Source organism: Streptomyces sp. NBC_00019 (assembly GCF_045041015.1).
Classification (GTDB): domain Bacteria; phylum Actinomycetota; class Actinomycetes; order Streptomycetales; family Streptomycetaceae; genus Streptomyces.
Map to the genome: position 1 here is coordinate 2,509,972 of NZ_CP108302.1, position 14,186 is coordinate 2,524,157.

Here is a 14,186-nt window from a genome sequence, read left to right on the forward strand (position 1 = left end):
ATCCCCGGGTTCGAAGATGAACATGCGTCAAGTTTTGGTAGCCGGTCCGGAGGCTGATGGGAGGCATCGGAAATCGGATGGAGCCGAATCGCGTGTCGATACGTCTATTCGGCGACGTCCGAAGCGACGACGCCGAAGTGACCGAAGTACAGGTGCAGGTGTGACGGAGGTGCAGGGCGATGGCCGGTTTCCGGAGTCTGGCGAGACAGGTGCGAGATCCGCGATGCGATCTGGCGCTGCGACGCTACTCGTTGCGTAAGTGCCTGGAGCGTTTTGCCCCCTACGGGCACAGGGCGACCTGGGACCATCTGTGCTCCCGGGCCGGTTTCGGTCCTGAGGACCGGTCCCCCGACCCGGCGCGGCTCGTGGCCGCGTTGGACGAACTGGAAGAGGCGCGTTCGGTCTGGCTGGCCTACGAGGTCGAGTTCGCCGAGCGGCGCAAGAAGGAGAAGCACGACGGGCTGCGCAGGCCGGGCAGTGTCGACGACTGGCACCGGCTGACCTGGGGCGGTTTCGGCGTCGCGTGGTGCGACGACCCGCGGCTCCACCCCCGTGAACCGCTGGCCGAGGTGCTGCGCAGGCTGATCTCCGCGTTGGAGCGCAAACCGGGCTCGGTGTGCCCGGTGTGCAGCGGAGAGCGGCTGACCTGGATGTACGACCTGGCCCACGAACCCTCCTCGGGCCCGGTGTGCACGGACTGCGGGGTCGTGGTGCCGCGTCCGGTGCTGACGTCCGAGGCCCTGGCGGCGTCCCGGCGTGGACGGCTGCTGGTGTCCGCCTGAGCGAGTGGAGCGACCGGGGGTGCGCCGGGGATGCCGCACCCCCTCTTTGAGCGGTTCGCCGCGGTACGGCCCTGATGCGGGCGGTGGATCCCCGCCGGTGTCCGGTGCCTTGCGACTGGCACCATCGAGACATGGTTCAGGTGTGTCTCAACGGGCCCCGAGGGGCCGCCGACGGAGCGGTTGTGCCGCTGTCACCGAAGGCGCTGGCCGAGTCGGCGGCTGCGGCTGTCGCGGCCGGGGCCACGGACATTCACGTTCATCCCAAGTCTCCGTGTGGTGACGACACCTTGTCGCCCCGGGTGCTCGCGGCGACCCTCGACGCCATCCGGGCGCGGGTGTCGGTGCCGGTCGGGGTGACCACGGGCGCCTGGACGGAACCCGATCCCGCGCGGCGGCTGGAGCGGGTGCGGGACTGGACCGTGCTTCCCGATCACGCCTCCGTCAACTGGCATGAGCCGGGGGCGGAGGAGCTGGCGGCCGCGCTCATGGAGCGGGGTGTGGGTGTGGAGGCCGGCATCTGGTCCGGGACGGACGGCGCCTCCCGGTTCGCCGTGTCGGCGCTCGGGCCCCGGGTGCTGCGGGTGCTGGCCGAGGTGACCGACGGGTCGCCGGAGACCGCCCAGGACACGGCGCGTGCGCTGTTGGCCGAGGTGGGGGCCGCGCACGGCCGCCCGGTGCTGCTGCACGGTGAGGACGGCGGTGCGTGGCCGGTGCTGCGGCTGGCCGGGCGCCTGCGGCTCGCGACGCGGATCGGGCTGGAGGACACGCTGGTCCTGCCGGACGGGGAACCCGCCTCCTCCAACGCTCAGTTGGTGGCTGCCGGGCTGGTCCAGTACGGGTGGGCCCAGCGGTCGTCGTAGGGCAGGGCGAGGAGTTCGGCACGGGTCGCGAGGTCGTGCTCGCCCTGGGCGTGGAGGCGGGCGGCGCCGGGGCCGGCGAGCCAGGTGCGCAGGTCTGCGAGGCCGGTCTCCTCGCTGTCGTCGTACCACCAGGTGAACGGGGAGGCGTCGGACAGCAGGTCGTAGAGCCAGACGTCGGCACAGTGGGCGAGGTGGGCGTCGGCGACCGGGGTGCGGGGCCACTCGTCGAGGAACGGGGTCACCGTTCTGGCGATCGTGACGCAGGTGTCGAAGATGTCGTCGACGCCGTAGGGCGGGTCGGGTGCGGTGAGGGCGTCCTGCCACCAGTCGTGCAGGAAGGCGTCGATCGCGGCGGCCTGCTCCGGGGGCCAGGAACGCCAGTCCACACGGGTCAGCCCGTGGGCTCCGTAGTTGATCGCGCCCAGGGTGCCGTCGGCCATCGCGCGGGCCGCCTGTGGCAGGAGGCGGCGCATGACGGCGGCGTGGTCGTCGAAGTGGTCGGAGACCTCGAAGAGGTAGTACTGCACGACATCCAGGGGGACGGGGATGTTCGGCGTGCGCAGATACGCGGTCTCCTCGGGGGCATGGCAGTAGCCGCAGCCGGTCTCGTCGGGGCTCGATGCGCCGTGGAAGACCGTGGATATCCGCGCGAGGGCGGCGTCGAGGGTCGGTGAGGACATGGTTCGTCCCGTCAGGACTCCGTGCGCGGCGGTCCCGCCGGCCGAAGATCGCGACGCTACCAGGGGCTAATCCGGTCGCTCCACCCCTTTCCCGTAAGGACAGTTGGAGGTGATGAAACGCACCTGAGTCGAGTTGATTCGAGTTGAGGGGTCCAGATGTCGACGCTGCGCGTCACTGCCGAAGTGCTGACCGTCCATGAGCATCCGAACGCCGATGCGCTGGAGCTTGCCCAAGTGGGGCTGTATCGGGCCGTCGTCGCCAAGGGTGCGTATCGCACCGGTGACGTGGCCGTGTACATCCCCGAGCAGGCCGTGCTGCCGGGCGGGCTCATCGAGGAGTTGGGGCTGACCGGGCGGCTTGCGGGCAGCGCGTCGGACCGGGTCAAGGCGATCCGGCTGCGCGGTGAGCTGTCGCAGGGCATCGTGTGCCGGCCGAAGGCGCTCGTGGACGTGGACCTTGTGCGGGCCGCCGCCGACGGCACGGACTTCGCGGAACGGCTGGGCGTCGTCAAGTGGGTGCCGCCCGTGCCGCCGACGATGGCCGGTGACGTCGAGTCCGCGCCTGACCTCGTGCCCTGGGTGGACATCGAGAACATCCAGCGGTATCCGGATGTGTTCGCCGCGGGTGAGCCGGTCGTCCTGACCGAGAAGCTGCACGGGTCGGCGTGCCTGGTGACGTATGTCGCGGACTCGTCGCGGGTGTACGTGTCCTCTAAGGGCTTCGGTGCCAAGTCGCTGGCGCTGAAGGAGGATCCGCGGAATCTGTACTGGCGTGCGGTGCGCGGGCACGGTGTGGCGGAGGTCGCCTCGCGGCTCGCTGCCCGGCTCGGGGCGCGGCGGGTCGGGGTCTTCGGGGAGGTGTACGGGGCGGGTGTTCAGGACCTGACCTACGGCGCGGACGGTCGGCGGGACACGCTCGGGTTCGCCGTCTTCGATGTCTCCGCCGAGATCGATGGCGTGGTGCGGTGGTTGGATGCGGCGGAACTGCTGGCCGGGGAACTGCCGTTGGTGCCGCGGCTCTTCGAGGGACCGTACGACGTCGAGCGGGTGCTGGCGTTGGCGAGCGGGCGGGAGACGGTGTCCGGGCGGGAGCTGCATCTGCGTGAGGGTGTGGTGATCCGGGCGGCTGTCGAGCGGTACAGCCCGGTGACGGGTGGGCGGGCGATCGCCAAGGCGGTCAGTCCTGCGTATCTGACGCGTAAGGGTGGCACCGAGTTCGAGTGAAACGGCTGCCGGTGGCCTCCGGCGGTGGGGGGATGCCTGCGGCGGCCCGTCGCGGTTCGGTGGGGGTTCGCGTTGCGCACTATTCGCCATTGGGGGTCGGTGCCGCACCGGGGGGTGTCCGTCCTCGGTCGGGCGGTGCTGTGTGCTGGGGCTGTGAGGTTGGTCGGTCGCCCGACGCTGCGGGCGGACACCCCCCGGTACGTCCCCTGCTCGCCGTTGCGCGAGCGTGGGTGGTGCCCCGCCGGGGGCCGGTGCGCCGGTGCGGGTGCGTCCCGCCCGGGGACAGTGCGCCGGTGCGGGTGCGTCCCGTCTGGGGACAGTGCGCCGGTGCGGGTGCGTCCCGGCTTGTGTTCGTCAGAGGCAGCTGTCCGCGTCCTCCTGTTGTGCCCTGCTCGCCTTCCTCGATCGTTCGACCAGCAGCCTCGAACCCGACTGGCGTTGGCCGAACGCGTCGTCCGGGTTGGACAGGACGCAGGAGTCCAGGGAGAGGCAACCGCAGCCGATGCAGTCGGTGAGGTGGTCTCGGAGGCGGTTGAGCTGCTTGATGCGTTCGTCCAGCTCGGAGCGCCAGGCCTCGGAGAGGCGGGCCCAGTCCTCTCGGGTGGGCGTGCGTTCCTCGGGGAGTTCGGCCAGGGCCTCGCGGATCGTGGCGAGGGGGATGCCCACGCGTTGGGCGGCTCGGACGAAGGCGACCCGGCGGAGGGCGTCGCGGTGGTAGCGGCGTTGGTTGCCGGTGGTGCGGCGGCTGGTGATCAAGCCCTTCGACTCGTAGAAGTGCAGGGCGGAGACGGCGGCGCCGCTGCGGGCGGCGAGCTGGCCGACCGTGAGTTCGTGGATCTTCTCGGGAATCTGGGGCACCCCTCGAAGCCTACCCATGCCTCCGTTGACACGGGCCCTACGGCCGACCATGCTAAGCAGTCGCTTAGAGTTCGGGACGAGGAGGCGGGACATGGCAGAGCCGAGGGTGTTCGCAGGGGCCGACGAGCTGAAGGCCGCGGTGGGTGAGCAGCTGGGGTACACCGACTGGCTGGAGGTCGATCAGAAGCGGATCGACCTCTTCGCCGAGGCCACCGGCGATCATCAGTGGATCCATGTCGACCCCGAGAAGGCCGCCTCCGGGCCGTTCGGGACCACCATCGCGCACGGGTATCTGACCCTGTCGCTGCTGCCGTTGTTCGGGCCGCAGCTGATCACGGTCGAGAACGTGAAGATGGGGGTCAACTACGGCACCAACAAGGTGCGGTTCCCCGCGCCCGTGCCGGTCGGCTCGCGACTGCGGGCCACCGCAACGATCACCGGGGTCGACGACGTGGCCGGTGGCGTCCAGGTCACCGTCGCCTTCAGCGTCGAGCGTGAGGGTGGCGACAAGCCGGTGTGTGTCGCCGAGTCGGTGTCGCGCTACTACCTCTGAGCGGTCACTTGGCCGCTCCCACCATCCGCAGTACGAGGTCGGCGTAGAGCGCGCCGACCTCGTCGGGCGTCATGGGTCCGTCGACGGTGAACCAGCGGGCCACATCGATGCAGAGGGAGAGGACGGCGAGGGTCGTGCCCTTGACGTCCAGGACGTCGAACTCGCCGGAGGTCACGCCGTCCTCGATGATGCCGCGCACCTCGGCGTCGCACTGGCGGCGCAGGGCGAGGATCTCGGCGCGGGCGTCCGGGCCGAGGGAGTCCAGCTCGTACTGGACGACCCGGGCCGTGGTGCGGCCGCCCGCGTGCCAGCGAACGAAGGAGCTGACCGCGTCCGCGAGGCGTTCGGTCGCGCTGCCCTCGCGGCGGGCCGCGTTCCGGAGGATCTCCAGGGCCTTCGCGTGGCCGATCCTGCTGATGCGGTGGAGCAGCTCTTCCTTGGTCTTGTAGTGGATGTAGAGGGCTGCCGGGCTCATGCCCGCGCGGCCCGCGATGTCCCGGGTCGTCGTGGCGTGGTACCCGCGCTCGGCGAAGGCCTCCACCGCGGCGACCAGCAGCCTCCGTGCCGCGTCGGGCGTGACCTCGCCCCACGCCTGCGTCTCGCCGCCGGCCGTGTCCTCCGCCGTACCCATCGCTTGCCCCTCTCCACTGACAGAGGCACCACCATACCGCCGAAGCTGAGCGAGCGCTTAGCCTGGCCGCTCAGAGCTTTTCGAACGGGCTGTATGCGCGGGTCTGGGCGTCCTGCCGGTCCCGGATGACCTTGGCCAGGGTGAAGGCGGAGGTGACCAGGTACAGGACGGCGATCGCGAGGAAGGCCCGCACCCAGGCGTCCGCGTTCAGCTTGAAGATGCCGATCGCCGTGGCGGCCATGGCGACGGCGAAGGACGCGACCGCCTGGCCGTAGAAGGCGGCGGTGTTCTGGGGCTTGCCCGATGTGTCACTCATGGGTCGAGTGTGGGCGGGCGGGGGGCGGATCACATCCGTCGAGGTACTCAGGTCCCGTACTCAGAAGGCCGAGACTCCGGTCAAAGCGCGGCCGATGACCAGTTTCTGGATCTGGCTGGTGCCCTCGTAGAGCGTCATCACGCGGGCGTCGCGGAGCAGTTTGCCCGCCGGGTACTCGTCTATGTAGCCGTAGCCGCCGAAGACCTGGAGGGCGTTGTTGGCGGCCCGGACCGCGGCCTCCGAGGCGAACAGTTTGGCCTTGGAGGACTCGGTGGTGAAGGGCTCGCCCCGGTCGATCAGGTCGGCGACCCGCCAGGTCAGCAGGCGGGCCGCGTCGACGTCCACGGCTATGTCGCTGATCAGTTCCTGGACCAGCTGGTGGTGGGCGATCGTCTTACCGAACTGTTCGCGTTCGCCGGCGTACTTCACCGCCGCGTCCAGGGCCGCCTGCGCCAGGCCCACACAGCCCGCGGCGACCGACATCCGTCCCTTGGCGAGCGCGGACATCGCGACCGAGAAGCCCTTGCCCTCGGGAGCGAGCATCGCGGTCGCGGGGACCCGTACGTCCTCCAGGACCAGTTCCGCGGTCGTCTGGCCGCGCAGGCCGAGCTTGCCGTGGATGGTGCGGCGGGTCAGTCCGGGGGTGTCGGTGGGGACCAGGAAGGCGGAGACGCCCTTGTGGCCGGGGGCGTCCGTGGAGCGGGCGAAGAGGAGGACGACGTCCGCCCAGGTGCCGTTGGTGATGAACATCTTCGTGCCGTTGATGACGTAGTCGTCGCCGTCGCGTACGGCACGGGTGGCGAGGTTGCCCGCGTCGGAGCCCGTGCCCGGCTCGGTGAGGCCGAAGCAGCCGACCTGCGCACCGGAGGTGAGGCCCGGCAGCCACCGGCGCTTCTGGTCCTCGCTCCCCCAGGCGGCGATCGTCTTGGCGACCAGGCCGAGGGAGACGGACACGATGCCGCGGACCGACGAGTCGCCGCGGCCCAGCTCCTCCGTCACCAGGCAGTACGCGAGGTGGTCGCCGCCCGAGCCGCCGTACTCCTCGTCGATCGTCAGGCCCAGGAAACCGACCTCGCCCAGCTTCTTCACGATCGAGCGGTCGACCTCCTCGGCGCGGTCCCAGGCGATGACGTGCGGGGCGATCTCGCGGTCCACGAAGTCCCGGGCGAGCTGCCGTACGGCCTCCTGCTCCTCGCTGAGCCCCAGGTTCACCACGAGATCACCTCACTTGAAAGCCGTACATTTAAATTAGCACTGCTAGTTTCTTGTCTCAGCCCTACTATGTGCGCCATGGCCCGACCGCGCAAGCCCCTCCTCAGCACCGACCGGATCGTCGAGACGGCACGCGCACTCGTGGACGCGGAGGGCCTCGCGGCCGTCTCCACGCGCCGGCTCGCCGCGGAGCTGGGTGTCAGCGGGCCCTCGCTCTACAACCACTTCCGCACCAAGGACGAGATCCTCGAAGCGGTCGCCGACTCGGTCAGCTCACAGGTCGACCTGTCGATGTTCGAGGACGGACGGGAGTGGCGGACCGCCCTGCACGACTGGGCCGTGTCCTATCGCGCCGCACTGCGGGACCACCCGAACATCGTCCCGGTGCTGGCCCAGGGACCCGGGCGCCGGCCCGCCGGCCTGCGGCTCGCGGACGCGGTCTACGGCGCGATGGTCGACGCCGGCTGGCCGCCCGCGCAGGCCACGTCGATCGGTGCGCTGATGCGGTACTTCATCATGGGCTCCGCGCTGGGTTCGTTCGCCGGCGGTTTCGTCGACGACCAGAGCGCGTACGACCCCGCCGACTATCCCCATCTCGGGCAGGCCCATCTGCTGGCCGAGCAGCAGGAGAAGATCGACGAGCGGGCCTTCGAGACCGGGCTCACGGCATTGCTCGACGGGCTGGTCCAGCAGTACGAGCAGGTCAGGCGGACCGTGTAGCACGCTTCGGTGGGCGCCGAAGTGTCCGGGGCCCATGCTGGGAGGCATGACCTCCAGAGATCCTCAGGCGGCGGAACTGGCCCGGCTGGCCTCGCTCGTCGCCGACGAGACACGGGCCTCCTGTCTGCTGGCGCTGCTCGACGGGCGGGCCTGGACCGCGAGTGAGCTGGCGCGGCATGCGGGGGTTGCCGCGTCGACCCTGAGCGAGCACCTGGGCAAGCTGGTGGCCGGCGGGCTGCTGACCGAGGAGCGGCAAGGGCGGCATCGGTATGTGCGGCTCGCGGATGCGCGGGTGGCTCAGCTGGTCGAGGAACTCGCCTCCCATGTGGCGCCGGGTTCCGCCGTACGGCCGCGGAATCTGCGGGAGTCGAGTGCCGGGTCGGCGATGGCGCGGGGGCGTACGTGCTACGACCACCTCGCGGGGCGGATCGGGATCGCGGTGACGGATGCGATGACCTCCCGTGAACTGCTGCGCCAGGACATGGGGTTCGCATTGACGGAGGCCGGGCTGGCGTGGTTCGACACAGTCGGCATCTCCCTCGAACGGAAGGGTCGTCGGCCGTTGGCTCGCGCCTGCCTCGACTGGACGGAACGACGGCCGCACCTCGCGGGGATCGCGGGCGCGGCGCTCTGCCGGCACGCGCTGGACGCGGGCTGGTGTGTCCGGATCGGCTCCGAGAGGGCGGTGAAGGTGACTCCGTCGGGCGAGAAGGCACTGGCCGAGTCGCTGGGCATCTCGTCGACGACGTTGCGCTGACCCACCTCAGGGGCGCGGGGAACTGCGCGACCAGCCCCCACCCGCCCGCAGACGGACAACGTCCGAAAACCGCGAGCTCTCCATACCTGCAATTCCTAGCCTCAGGAGCATGATGAACCCCCGCCGCCCCGACCTCCTCGCCGCCGGCGCAGCGACCGTCACCGTCGTCCTCTGGGCCTCCGCCTTCGTCTCCATCCGAAGCGCCGGCACCGAGTACTCACCGGGTGCCCTCGCCCTCGGGCGACTGCTGGCGGGAGTCGTGACGCTGGGCGCCATCTGTGTCGTACGACGGGAAGGATTGCCGGACCGGGCCGCTTGGCCCGGCATCCTGACCTCCGGCATCCTCTGGTTCGGCTTCTACATGGTCGCCCTGAACTGGGGCGAGCAGCAGGTGGACGCCGGAACCGCCGCGCTCGTCGTGAACATCGGCCCGATCCTCATCGCCCTGCTCGGCGCACGGATACTCGGCGACGCCCTGCCGCCGAGGCTGCTCGCGGGGATGGCCGTGTCGTTCACGGGAGCGGTCGCCGTGGGGCTGTCCATGTCGGGTGAGGGCAAGTCGTCCGTGCTCGGCGTCGCGCTGTGTCTGCTCGCCGCGGTCGCGTATGCCGGCGGGGTCGTGGCGCAGAAACCCGCTCTCGGTTCGGCGAGCGCACTGCAGGTGACCACGTACGGCTGTCTCGTCGGGGCCGTGGTCTGTCTGCCGTTCGCGGGACAGCTGGTCCACGAGGCGGCTGACGCGCCCGTGTCGGCGACCCTCAACATGGTCTATCTGGGCGTCTTCCCGACCGCGCTCGCCTTCACGACCTGGGCCTATGCGCTGGCCCGCACCACGGCCGGACGTATGGGCGCCACCACCTACGCCGTGCCCGCGCTCGTCGTGCTGATGTCCTGGCTGGCGCTCGGCGAGGTGCCGGGGCTGCTCACCCTGGCGGGCGGGGTGCTGTGTCTCGCCGGTGTCGCGGTCTCCCGTTCGCGGGCCGCGGCCACTGGGCCACGGCCCGCGAGGGCCACCGAATCAGCGTGAACGCGCCCGGTCCGCGAGGACCTTGATGGAGATCAGGGCGATCACCGAGAGCACGATGATGTAGGCGGACACCGACATCGACGTGCCCGTCGTCTCCAGCAGCAGCACCATCAGGAAGGGCGCGAGGCCGCCGCCGCAGACCGCCGCTATCTGGTAGCCGAGGGAGGCGCCGGTGTAGCGCATCTCCGCCGTGAACAGCTCGGCGAACAAGGCGGCCTGGGGGCCGTACATGATGCTGAGGAAACAGCTGGCGACGAACGTGCCGACCGCCAGCCACAGCAGCGAGCCGGTGTCGATCAGAAGGAAGAGCGGTATCGCCCACAGGGCGATGCCCACGGCGCCGAGCGTGTAGATCCGGATACGGCCGTACCGGTCGGAGAGCGCCGCGGCCGCCGGGATCAGGACGAGCTGGGTGAGGCTGACGCAGAGGGAGACGGTGAGGACTGCGCTCTTCTTCATGTCCAGTTCGCGGGTCGTGTAGTCGAGGACGCCGGTGATGAGGATGTAGAAGGTCGCGGTGTTCACGGCGAAGGAGCCGCCGGCCAGGAGGACCGTGCCGAGGTGGTCGCGCAGGATCGTGCGCAGCGGGGAGCTCTGCTGCGACTTCTCCTTCTCGGCCAAGGCCTTTTCCGCGTCGCGGAATTCGGGGGTCTCCTCGACCTTGGCGTGGATGTACCAGGCGAGGCCGAGCACGAACAGGCCGATGAGGAAGGGCACTCGCCAGCCCCAGGCAGCGAACTGGGTGTCCGTGGTGAAGGCGCCCGCCAGCAGGAAGACCGTGTTGGCGGTCACGACGCCGATGGGGACGCCGAGTTGGACGACGCTGCCGTAGATGCCGCGCTTGCCCTCGGGGGCGTACTCGGTGGCCAGCAGCATCGCGCCGCCCCACTGCGCGCCGACGGCGACGCCTTGGAGGACGCGGAGGGTCACGAGGAGGATCGGCGCGGCGACGCCGATCGTCTCGTACGTCGGCAGCAGGCCGATGCCCGTGGTGGCCAGGCCCATGAGGGTGAGCGCGAGGACCAGCATCGGTTTGCGGCCGCGCTTGTCGCCGAGCTGGCCGGCGACGATGCCGCCGATCGGGCGGGCGAGGAAGCCGACCGCGAAGGTCGCGAAGGAGGCGAGGACTCCGGCGGTGGAGCTGCCCGCCGGGAAGTACAGGTCGCCGAGGACGAGGGCGGCCGCGATGCCGAAGACGAAGTAGTCGTACCACTCGACGGCTGAGGCGAGCGCGGCCGCCGTGGCGACGCGGCGGCGGTTGACCGTGGGGAGGGCGGTCGGGGTGATGGGTTGAGCGGAGGGGGCCATGTCCATGCGGTGCACACTCCGATGGGTGCGGTGGGGACGTTGGCGGCGAACATACTAACCGGACGGTATGGAGGCAATGGTTGTGCCGGAAGGTTGCCCGGAGCACTCATGGGGCCGGTGGGCATGCCGCCGGCCCCGGCCTCCCATGAGGTCGGGGCCGGTACACGGCGCTCTAGAAGACGACCAGCGCCCTGCCGCCCTTGCCCGCCAGCATGTTCTCGAAGGCCGCCGGGATGCCGTCCAGGGCGATCCGCTCCGTCACCAGCGCGCCCAGGTCCAGACGGCCCGCACGGACGTGCTCGGCGAGCACCGGGAGGTCCTCCGCCGGGTTCGAGTTGCCGTAGACGCAGCCGGAGAGGGTGCGGCCCCAGTGGAAGATCTCCAGGGCGTTGAAGGTGACCTGCTGGTCCTTGCCGCCGATGCCGACGACCGTCGTACGGCCGCCGCGGCGGGTGGAGTCCCAGGCGGTGCGGATCGTCGTCGCCCGGCCGACGCACTCGACGGCGACATCGACGCCCTGCTTGCCGGTCAGGCCGCGGATCTCGCGGGCCGTGTTCTCGGAGGCGACGACGTAGTCGGTGGCGCCGGCCTCGCGGGCCAACTCCTCCTTCGCCGGGGAGACATCGACCGCGACGATCTTCGCGGCGCCCGCGATCCGGGCCGCCTGGAGAGCGGCGAGGCCCACTCCCCCGACGCCGTACACCGCGACCGTCTCGCCCTCGCGGACCCGTGCCGAGTGGTGGACGGCGCCGTAGCCGGTGAGGACCGCGCAGCCCAGGAGGGCCGCGTCCGTGAGGGGGATGCCCTCGGGGAGCGGCAGGACGCAGGAGGCCGGGACGACCGTCTCCTCGGCGAACGCGGCGACGTTCAGGCCGGGGTGGAGGTCGGTGCCGTCGGCGGTGCGGGCGTAGACGTCCGCCGCGCCGTTGAGCGCGTTGGCGCACAGCCAGACCTCGCCGAGCGAGCAGGCATGGCAACTGCCGCAGGACGGGGCCCAGTTGAGGATGACGTCGGCGCCGGGCGCCACGCCCGTGACGCCCTCGCCGACGGCGACCACCGTGCCCGCGCCCTCGTGGCCGAGCACGGCCGGGACCGGCACCCGCATCGTGCCGTTGGACAGGGACAGGTCGGAGTGACAGACGCCGGCGGCGGCGAGGCGGACGCGGACCTGGCCGGGGCCGGGGTCCGGGAGCTCGATGTCGGTGACCTCCAGAGGAGCGCCCACGGCGGGAAGGACTGCTGCGCGAACCACGTGACGGCTCCTCAGAACTGCAGGGACTTGGTCTGGAGGTACTCGGCGAGACCGTGCGAGCCGAGCTCGCGGCCGACGCCGGACTGCTTGTAACCGCCGAACGGGGCAAGGGGATTGAAGCGCCCGCCGTTGATGTCGACCTGCCCGGTGTCCATCCGGCGCGCGAAGGCCACCGCCTCCGCCTCCTCGCCGGCCCAGACGGCGCCCGCGAGCCCGTACACCGTGCCGTTGGCGATGCGCAGGGCGTCCTCCTCGTCCTCGTAGCGCAGGATCGACAGGACCGGTCCGAAGATCTCCTCCTGCGCGATCGTCATGTCGGGCGTGACGTCGGCGAAGACCGTGGGTGACACGAAGCAGCCCTGCTCACGCGGGGATTCGGGGCCACCGGCGACGAGTCGCGCACCCTCGGCGACGCCCTTCTCGATGTAACCCCGCACGCGGGCCTGCTGCTTGGCGTTGACGACCGGGCCGATGCGGTCCCCGTACTTGGCGGCGGCGGTGGCGGCGAGTTCGACCGCCTCCTCGTACTGCTCCCGGTGCACGAGCATCCGCGTCCAAGCGCTGCACGTCTGACCGGAGTTGGACATCACGTTGGCGACGCCGACGTTGACCGCCTTGGCCAGGTCGGCGCTCGGCAGGATGACGTTGGCGGACTTGCCGCCCAGTTCCAGGGCGACCTTCTTGATCGCGGCACCCGCCGTCGCGCCGATCTTCCTGCCCACTGCGGTGGAGCCGGTGAAGGAGACCAGGTCGACGTCCGGGTGCTCGGCGAGGGCCTGTCCCGCGACCGGGCCGAGGCCGGTGACGAGGTTGAAGACGCCCGCCGGTACACCGGCCTCGTGGACCGCCTCGGCGAAGAGCTGGGCGACGAGCGGGGTGTCCTCGGCGGGCTTCAGGACGACCGTGCAGCCTGCCGCCAGCGCGGGGGCGACCTTGGCGACGATCTGGTGCAGCGGGTAGTTCCAGGGCGTGATCGCGCCCACCACACCGATCGGCTCCTGGCGGACGATCGAGTTGCCGACCTGCTCCTCGAAGGCGTACGTCGCCGCCAGCTCGGCGTACGAGCCCGCGACCGCGAGGGGAACGGCGGCGTGGACGTTCTCGGAGAACTTCAGGGGCGAGCCCAGCTCGGCGGTGACCGTCTCGGCGATCTCGTCCTTGCGGGCCACCAGGACGTCCCGGAGCGCGGCCAGACGGGCGGCCCGCTCGGCCGGCGCCGTCGCGGCCCAGGCCGGGAGGGCGGCACGGGCGGCCCGTACGGCGGTGTCGACGTCCTCGGCGGTGCCGGCCGGGACCCGGCCGATCACCTGCTCGTCGACCGGGTTCACGACCTCGATCGCGTCCCGGCCGGCGGCGGGCCGCCACTCGCCGTCGATGTACATGCCGTCGTGTGCCTTCATCGTGCTTCCTCCCGGCGGGGCCGTGTCGTCGTCCGGCTCAGTCCGGTTCATAAACTAGCGGCGATAGTTTTCGTGCGCCAGACGCCCCGGCACGTGACTCATGCCATCAGAAGTCGACCCGGGCCCTGTCGTCCACCCTCCCCACGGACTCCTGGCCGAAAGCCTTCTCGTACGCCCGCCGGATCTCCTCGATCTTCCGGTCGCTCGACCCCGCCTGCGCGACCGGGTAGAGCAGGATCAGCTCGTACGACCGCTCCTTCTCGATCGTCCCGCCGGCGTCCCGCCACTGCCCGCGACCGGTCTGCACCGTGAGGCCGTCCGGGAAGTCGGGCGTGACTTCCTTGTCGACGAAGCCCATGAACTGCTTGTCGGTGACCGCCGGGCCGCCGCCGGGCCGCTCGGTGCCGAAGAGGAGCGAGGTCTCGATGTACGGCTCCCCGCGCCGCGCGGTCCCGTCGTCGAGGGTGGCGTACGCGGTGGGGGCGCCGACGGCGAGCAGGAGACCGACGGCGGTGAGGACGGCCCGGGTCCGGGTGAAGTGCACGTTCATGTGCCCATGCCTAGCGGGCCTCGCTCCCCGGGACCGGGGAGCCGCGCCGGACGGGG

16 protein-coding genes are annotated in these 14,186 nt (G+C 70.9%); 7 read left to right on the top strand and 9 right to left on the bottom strand.

All coding sequences use genetic code 11. The features are described from left to right. Positions 1–179: 179 nt before the first annotated feature. Together OHU89_RS12045 and OHU89_RS12050 are read left to right on the top strand one after the other, a co-directional pair. A complete protein-coding gene (locus OHU89_RS12045) occupies positions 180–782 on the top strand; it encodes a hypothetical protein (protein WP_266894563.1) in 603 nt (200 codons plus the stop codon). Positions 783–913: 131 nt separating this feature from the next. After that, on the top strand, positions 914–1,642 hold the full coding sequence (locus OHU89_RS12050) for a 3-keto-5-aminohexanoate cleavage protein (RefSeq protein ID WP_405642280.1): 729 nt from the start codon (positions 914–916) through the stop codon (positions 1,640–1,642). Here OHU89_RS12050 and OHU89_RS12055 read toward each other — a convergent pair. After that, positions 1,588–2,322, bottom strand: coding sequence for a hypothetical protein (locus OHU89_RS12055; RefSeq protein WP_405642282.1), 735 nt, complete (start codon positions 2,320–2,322; stop codon positions 1,588–1,590). The two genes, OHU89_RS12050 and OHU89_RS12055, sit on opposite strands and share 55 nt — an antisense overlap. 156 nt (positions 2,323–2,478) lie before the next feature. Between OHU89_RS12055 and OHU89_RS12060 the strand changes: the two genes are divergently transcribed. Further along, positions 2,479–3,546 carry an RNA ligase (ATP) gene (locus OHU89_RS12060; protein WP_405642284.1) on the top strand — a complete coding sequence of 356 codons (1,068 nt, stop codon included), beginning with the start codon at positions 2,479–2,481 and terminating at the stop codon, positions 3,544–3,546. 354 nt (positions 3,547–3,900) lie between these two features. Here the strand turns inward: OHU89_RS12060 and soxR are convergent, their stop codons facing one another. Next, a complete protein-coding gene (soxR, locus tag OHU89_RS12065; protein WP_323185187.1) occupies positions 3,901–4,404 on the bottom strand; it encodes a redox-sensitive transcriptional activator SoxR in 504 nt (167 codons plus the stop codon). Positions 4,405–4,495: 91 nt separating this feature from the next. On the opposite strand from soxR, the gene OHU89_RS12070 reads away from it, so the two are divergent. After that, complete coding sequence (locus OHU89_RS12070) at positions 4,496–4,957, top strand: MaoC family dehydratase (RefSeq protein WP_405642286.1); 462 nt, start codon at positions 4,496–4,498, stop codon at positions 4,955–4,957. A 4-nt stretch (positions 4,958–4,961) separates the two neighbouring features. On the opposite strand, the gene OHU89_RS12075 is transcribed toward OHU89_RS12070, so the two are convergent. From OHU89_RS12075 to OHU89_RS12085, 3 genes are all read right to left on the bottom strand, one after another. After that, the gene (locus OHU89_RS12075; protein WP_405642288.1) at positions 4,962–5,588 is read right to left on the bottom strand and encodes a TetR/AcrR family transcriptional regulator; all 627 of its coding nucleotides are present in this window, start codon (positions 5,586–5,588) and stop codon (positions 4,962–4,964) included. Between the two features lie 70 nt (positions 5,589–5,658). Then, positions 5,659–5,904 carry a YiaA/YiaB family inner membrane protein gene (locus OHU89_RS12080; RefSeq protein WP_266829386.1) on the bottom strand — a complete coding sequence of 82 codons (246 nt, stop codon included), beginning with the start codon at positions 5,902–5,904 and terminating at the stop codon, positions 5,659–5,661. Between the two features lie 60 nt (positions 5,905–5,964). After that, the gene (locus tag OHU89_RS12085; protein ID WP_405654441.1) at positions 5,965–7,116 is read right to left on the bottom strand and encodes an acyl-CoA dehydrogenase family protein; all 1,152 of its coding nucleotides are present in this window, start codon (positions 7,114–7,116) and stop codon (positions 5,965–5,967) included. 78 nt (positions 7,117–7,194) lie between these two features. Between OHU89_RS12085 and OHU89_RS12090 the strand changes: the two genes are divergently transcribed. From OHU89_RS12090 to OHU89_RS12100, 3 genes are all read left to right on the top strand, one after another. Further along, on the top strand, positions 7,195–7,836 hold the full coding sequence (locus OHU89_RS12090) for a TetR/AcrR family transcriptional regulator (protein WP_266894549.1): 642 nt from the start codon (positions 7,195–7,197) through the stop codon (positions 7,834–7,836). Between the two features lie 34 nt (positions 7,837–7,870). Next, positions 7,871–8,593: an ArsR/SmtB family transcription factor gene (locus tag OHU89_RS12095; protein WP_405642290.1), complete on the top strand. Its 723-nt coding sequence runs from the start codon at positions 7,871–7,873 to the stop codon at positions 8,591–8,593. A 112-nt stretch (positions 8,594–8,705) separates the two neighbouring features. Then, positions 8,706–9,620: a DMT family transporter gene (locus OHU89_RS12100; RefSeq protein ID WP_405654444.1), complete on the top strand. Its 915-nt coding sequence runs from the start codon at positions 8,706–8,708 to the stop codon at positions 9,618–9,620. Here OHU89_RS12100 and OHU89_RS12105 read toward each other — a convergent pair. From OHU89_RS12105 to OHU89_RS12120, 4 genes are all read right to left on the bottom strand, one after another. Beyond that, entirely contained in the window at positions 9,612–10,934 is a 1,323-nt protein-coding gene (locus tag OHU89_RS12105) for an MFS transporter (RefSeq protein WP_405642292.1), read from the bottom strand. The two genes, OHU89_RS12100 and OHU89_RS12105, sit on opposite strands and share 9 nt — an antisense overlap. A 166-nt stretch (positions 10,935–11,100) precedes the next feature. Next, positions 11,101–12,180: a Zn-dependent alcohol dehydrogenase gene (locus tag OHU89_RS12110; protein WP_267016320.1), complete on the bottom strand. Its 1,080-nt coding sequence runs from the start codon at positions 12,178–12,180 to the stop codon at positions 11,101–11,103. 11 nt (positions 12,181–12,191) lie between these two features. Next, positions 12,192–13,580 (bottom strand): aldehyde dehydrogenase family protein, encoded by a 1,389-nt coding sequence (locus OHU89_RS12115; protein ID WP_405642294.1) that lies wholly within the window; start codon positions 13,578–13,580, stop codon positions 12,192–12,194. A gap of 106 nt (positions 13,581–13,686) precedes the next feature. Then, on the bottom strand, positions 13,687–14,130 hold the full coding sequence (locus OHU89_RS12120; RefSeq protein ID WP_405642296.1) for a DUF3574 domain-containing protein: 444 nt from the start codon (positions 14,128–14,130) through the stop codon (positions 13,687–13,689). Between the last annotated feature and the right edge of the window lie 56 nt (positions 14,131–14,186).

Bases quoted from the DNA above. Each gene is read 5' to 3' on its own strand.
- OHU89_RS12055 (WP_405642282.1), bottom strand. From the start codon at position 2,322: ATGTCCTCACCGACCCTCGACGCCGCCCTCGCGCGGATATCCACGGTC.
- OHU89_RS12045 (WP_266894563.1), top strand. From the start codon at position 180: ATGGCCGGTTTCCGGAGTCTGGCGAGACAGGTGCGAGATCCGCGATGC.
- OHU89_RS12050 (WP_405642280.1), top strand. From the start codon at position 914: ATGGTTCAGGTGTGTCTCAACGGGCCCCGAGGGGCCGCCGACGGAGCG.
- OHU89_RS12100 (WP_405654444.1), top strand. From the start codon at position 8,706: ATGAACCCCCGCCGCCCCGACCTCCTCGCCGCCGGCGCAGCGACCGTC.
- OHU89_RS12115 (WP_405642294.1), bottom strand. From the start codon at position 13,580: ATGAAGGCACACGACGGCATGTACATCGACGGCGAGTGGCGGCCCGCC.
- OHU89_RS12070 (WP_405642286.1), top strand. From the start codon at position 4,496: ATGGCAGAGCCGAGGGTGTTCGCAGGGGCCGACGAGCTGAAGGCCGCG.
- OHU89_RS12120 (WP_405642296.1), bottom strand. From the start codon at position 14,130: ATGAACGTGCACTTCACCCGGACCCGGGCCGTCCTCACCGCCGTCGGT.
- OHU89_RS12080 (WP_266829386.1), bottom strand. From the start codon at position 5,904: ATGAGTGACACATCGGGCAAGCCCCAGAACACCGCCGCCTTCTACGGC.
- OHU89_RS12090 (WP_266894549.1), top strand. From the start codon at position 7,195: ATGGCCCGACCGCGCAAGCCCCTCCTCAGCACCGACCGGATCGTCGAG.
- OHU89_RS12060 (WP_405642284.1), top strand. From the start codon at position 2,479: ATGTCGACGCTGCGCGTCACTGCCGAAGTGCTGACCGTCCATGAGCAT.
- OHU89_RS12105 (WP_405642292.1), bottom strand. From the start codon at position 10,934: ATGGACATGGCCCCCTCCGCTCAACCCATCACCCCGACCGCCCTCCCC.
- OHU89_RS12075 (WP_405642288.1), bottom strand. From the start codon at position 5,588: ATGGGTACGGCGGAGGACACGGCCGGCGGCGAGACGCAGGCGTGGGGC.
- OHU89_RS12095 (WP_405642290.1), top strand. From the start codon at position 7,871: ATGCTGGGAGGCATGACCTCCAGAGATCCTCAGGCGGCGGAACTGGCC.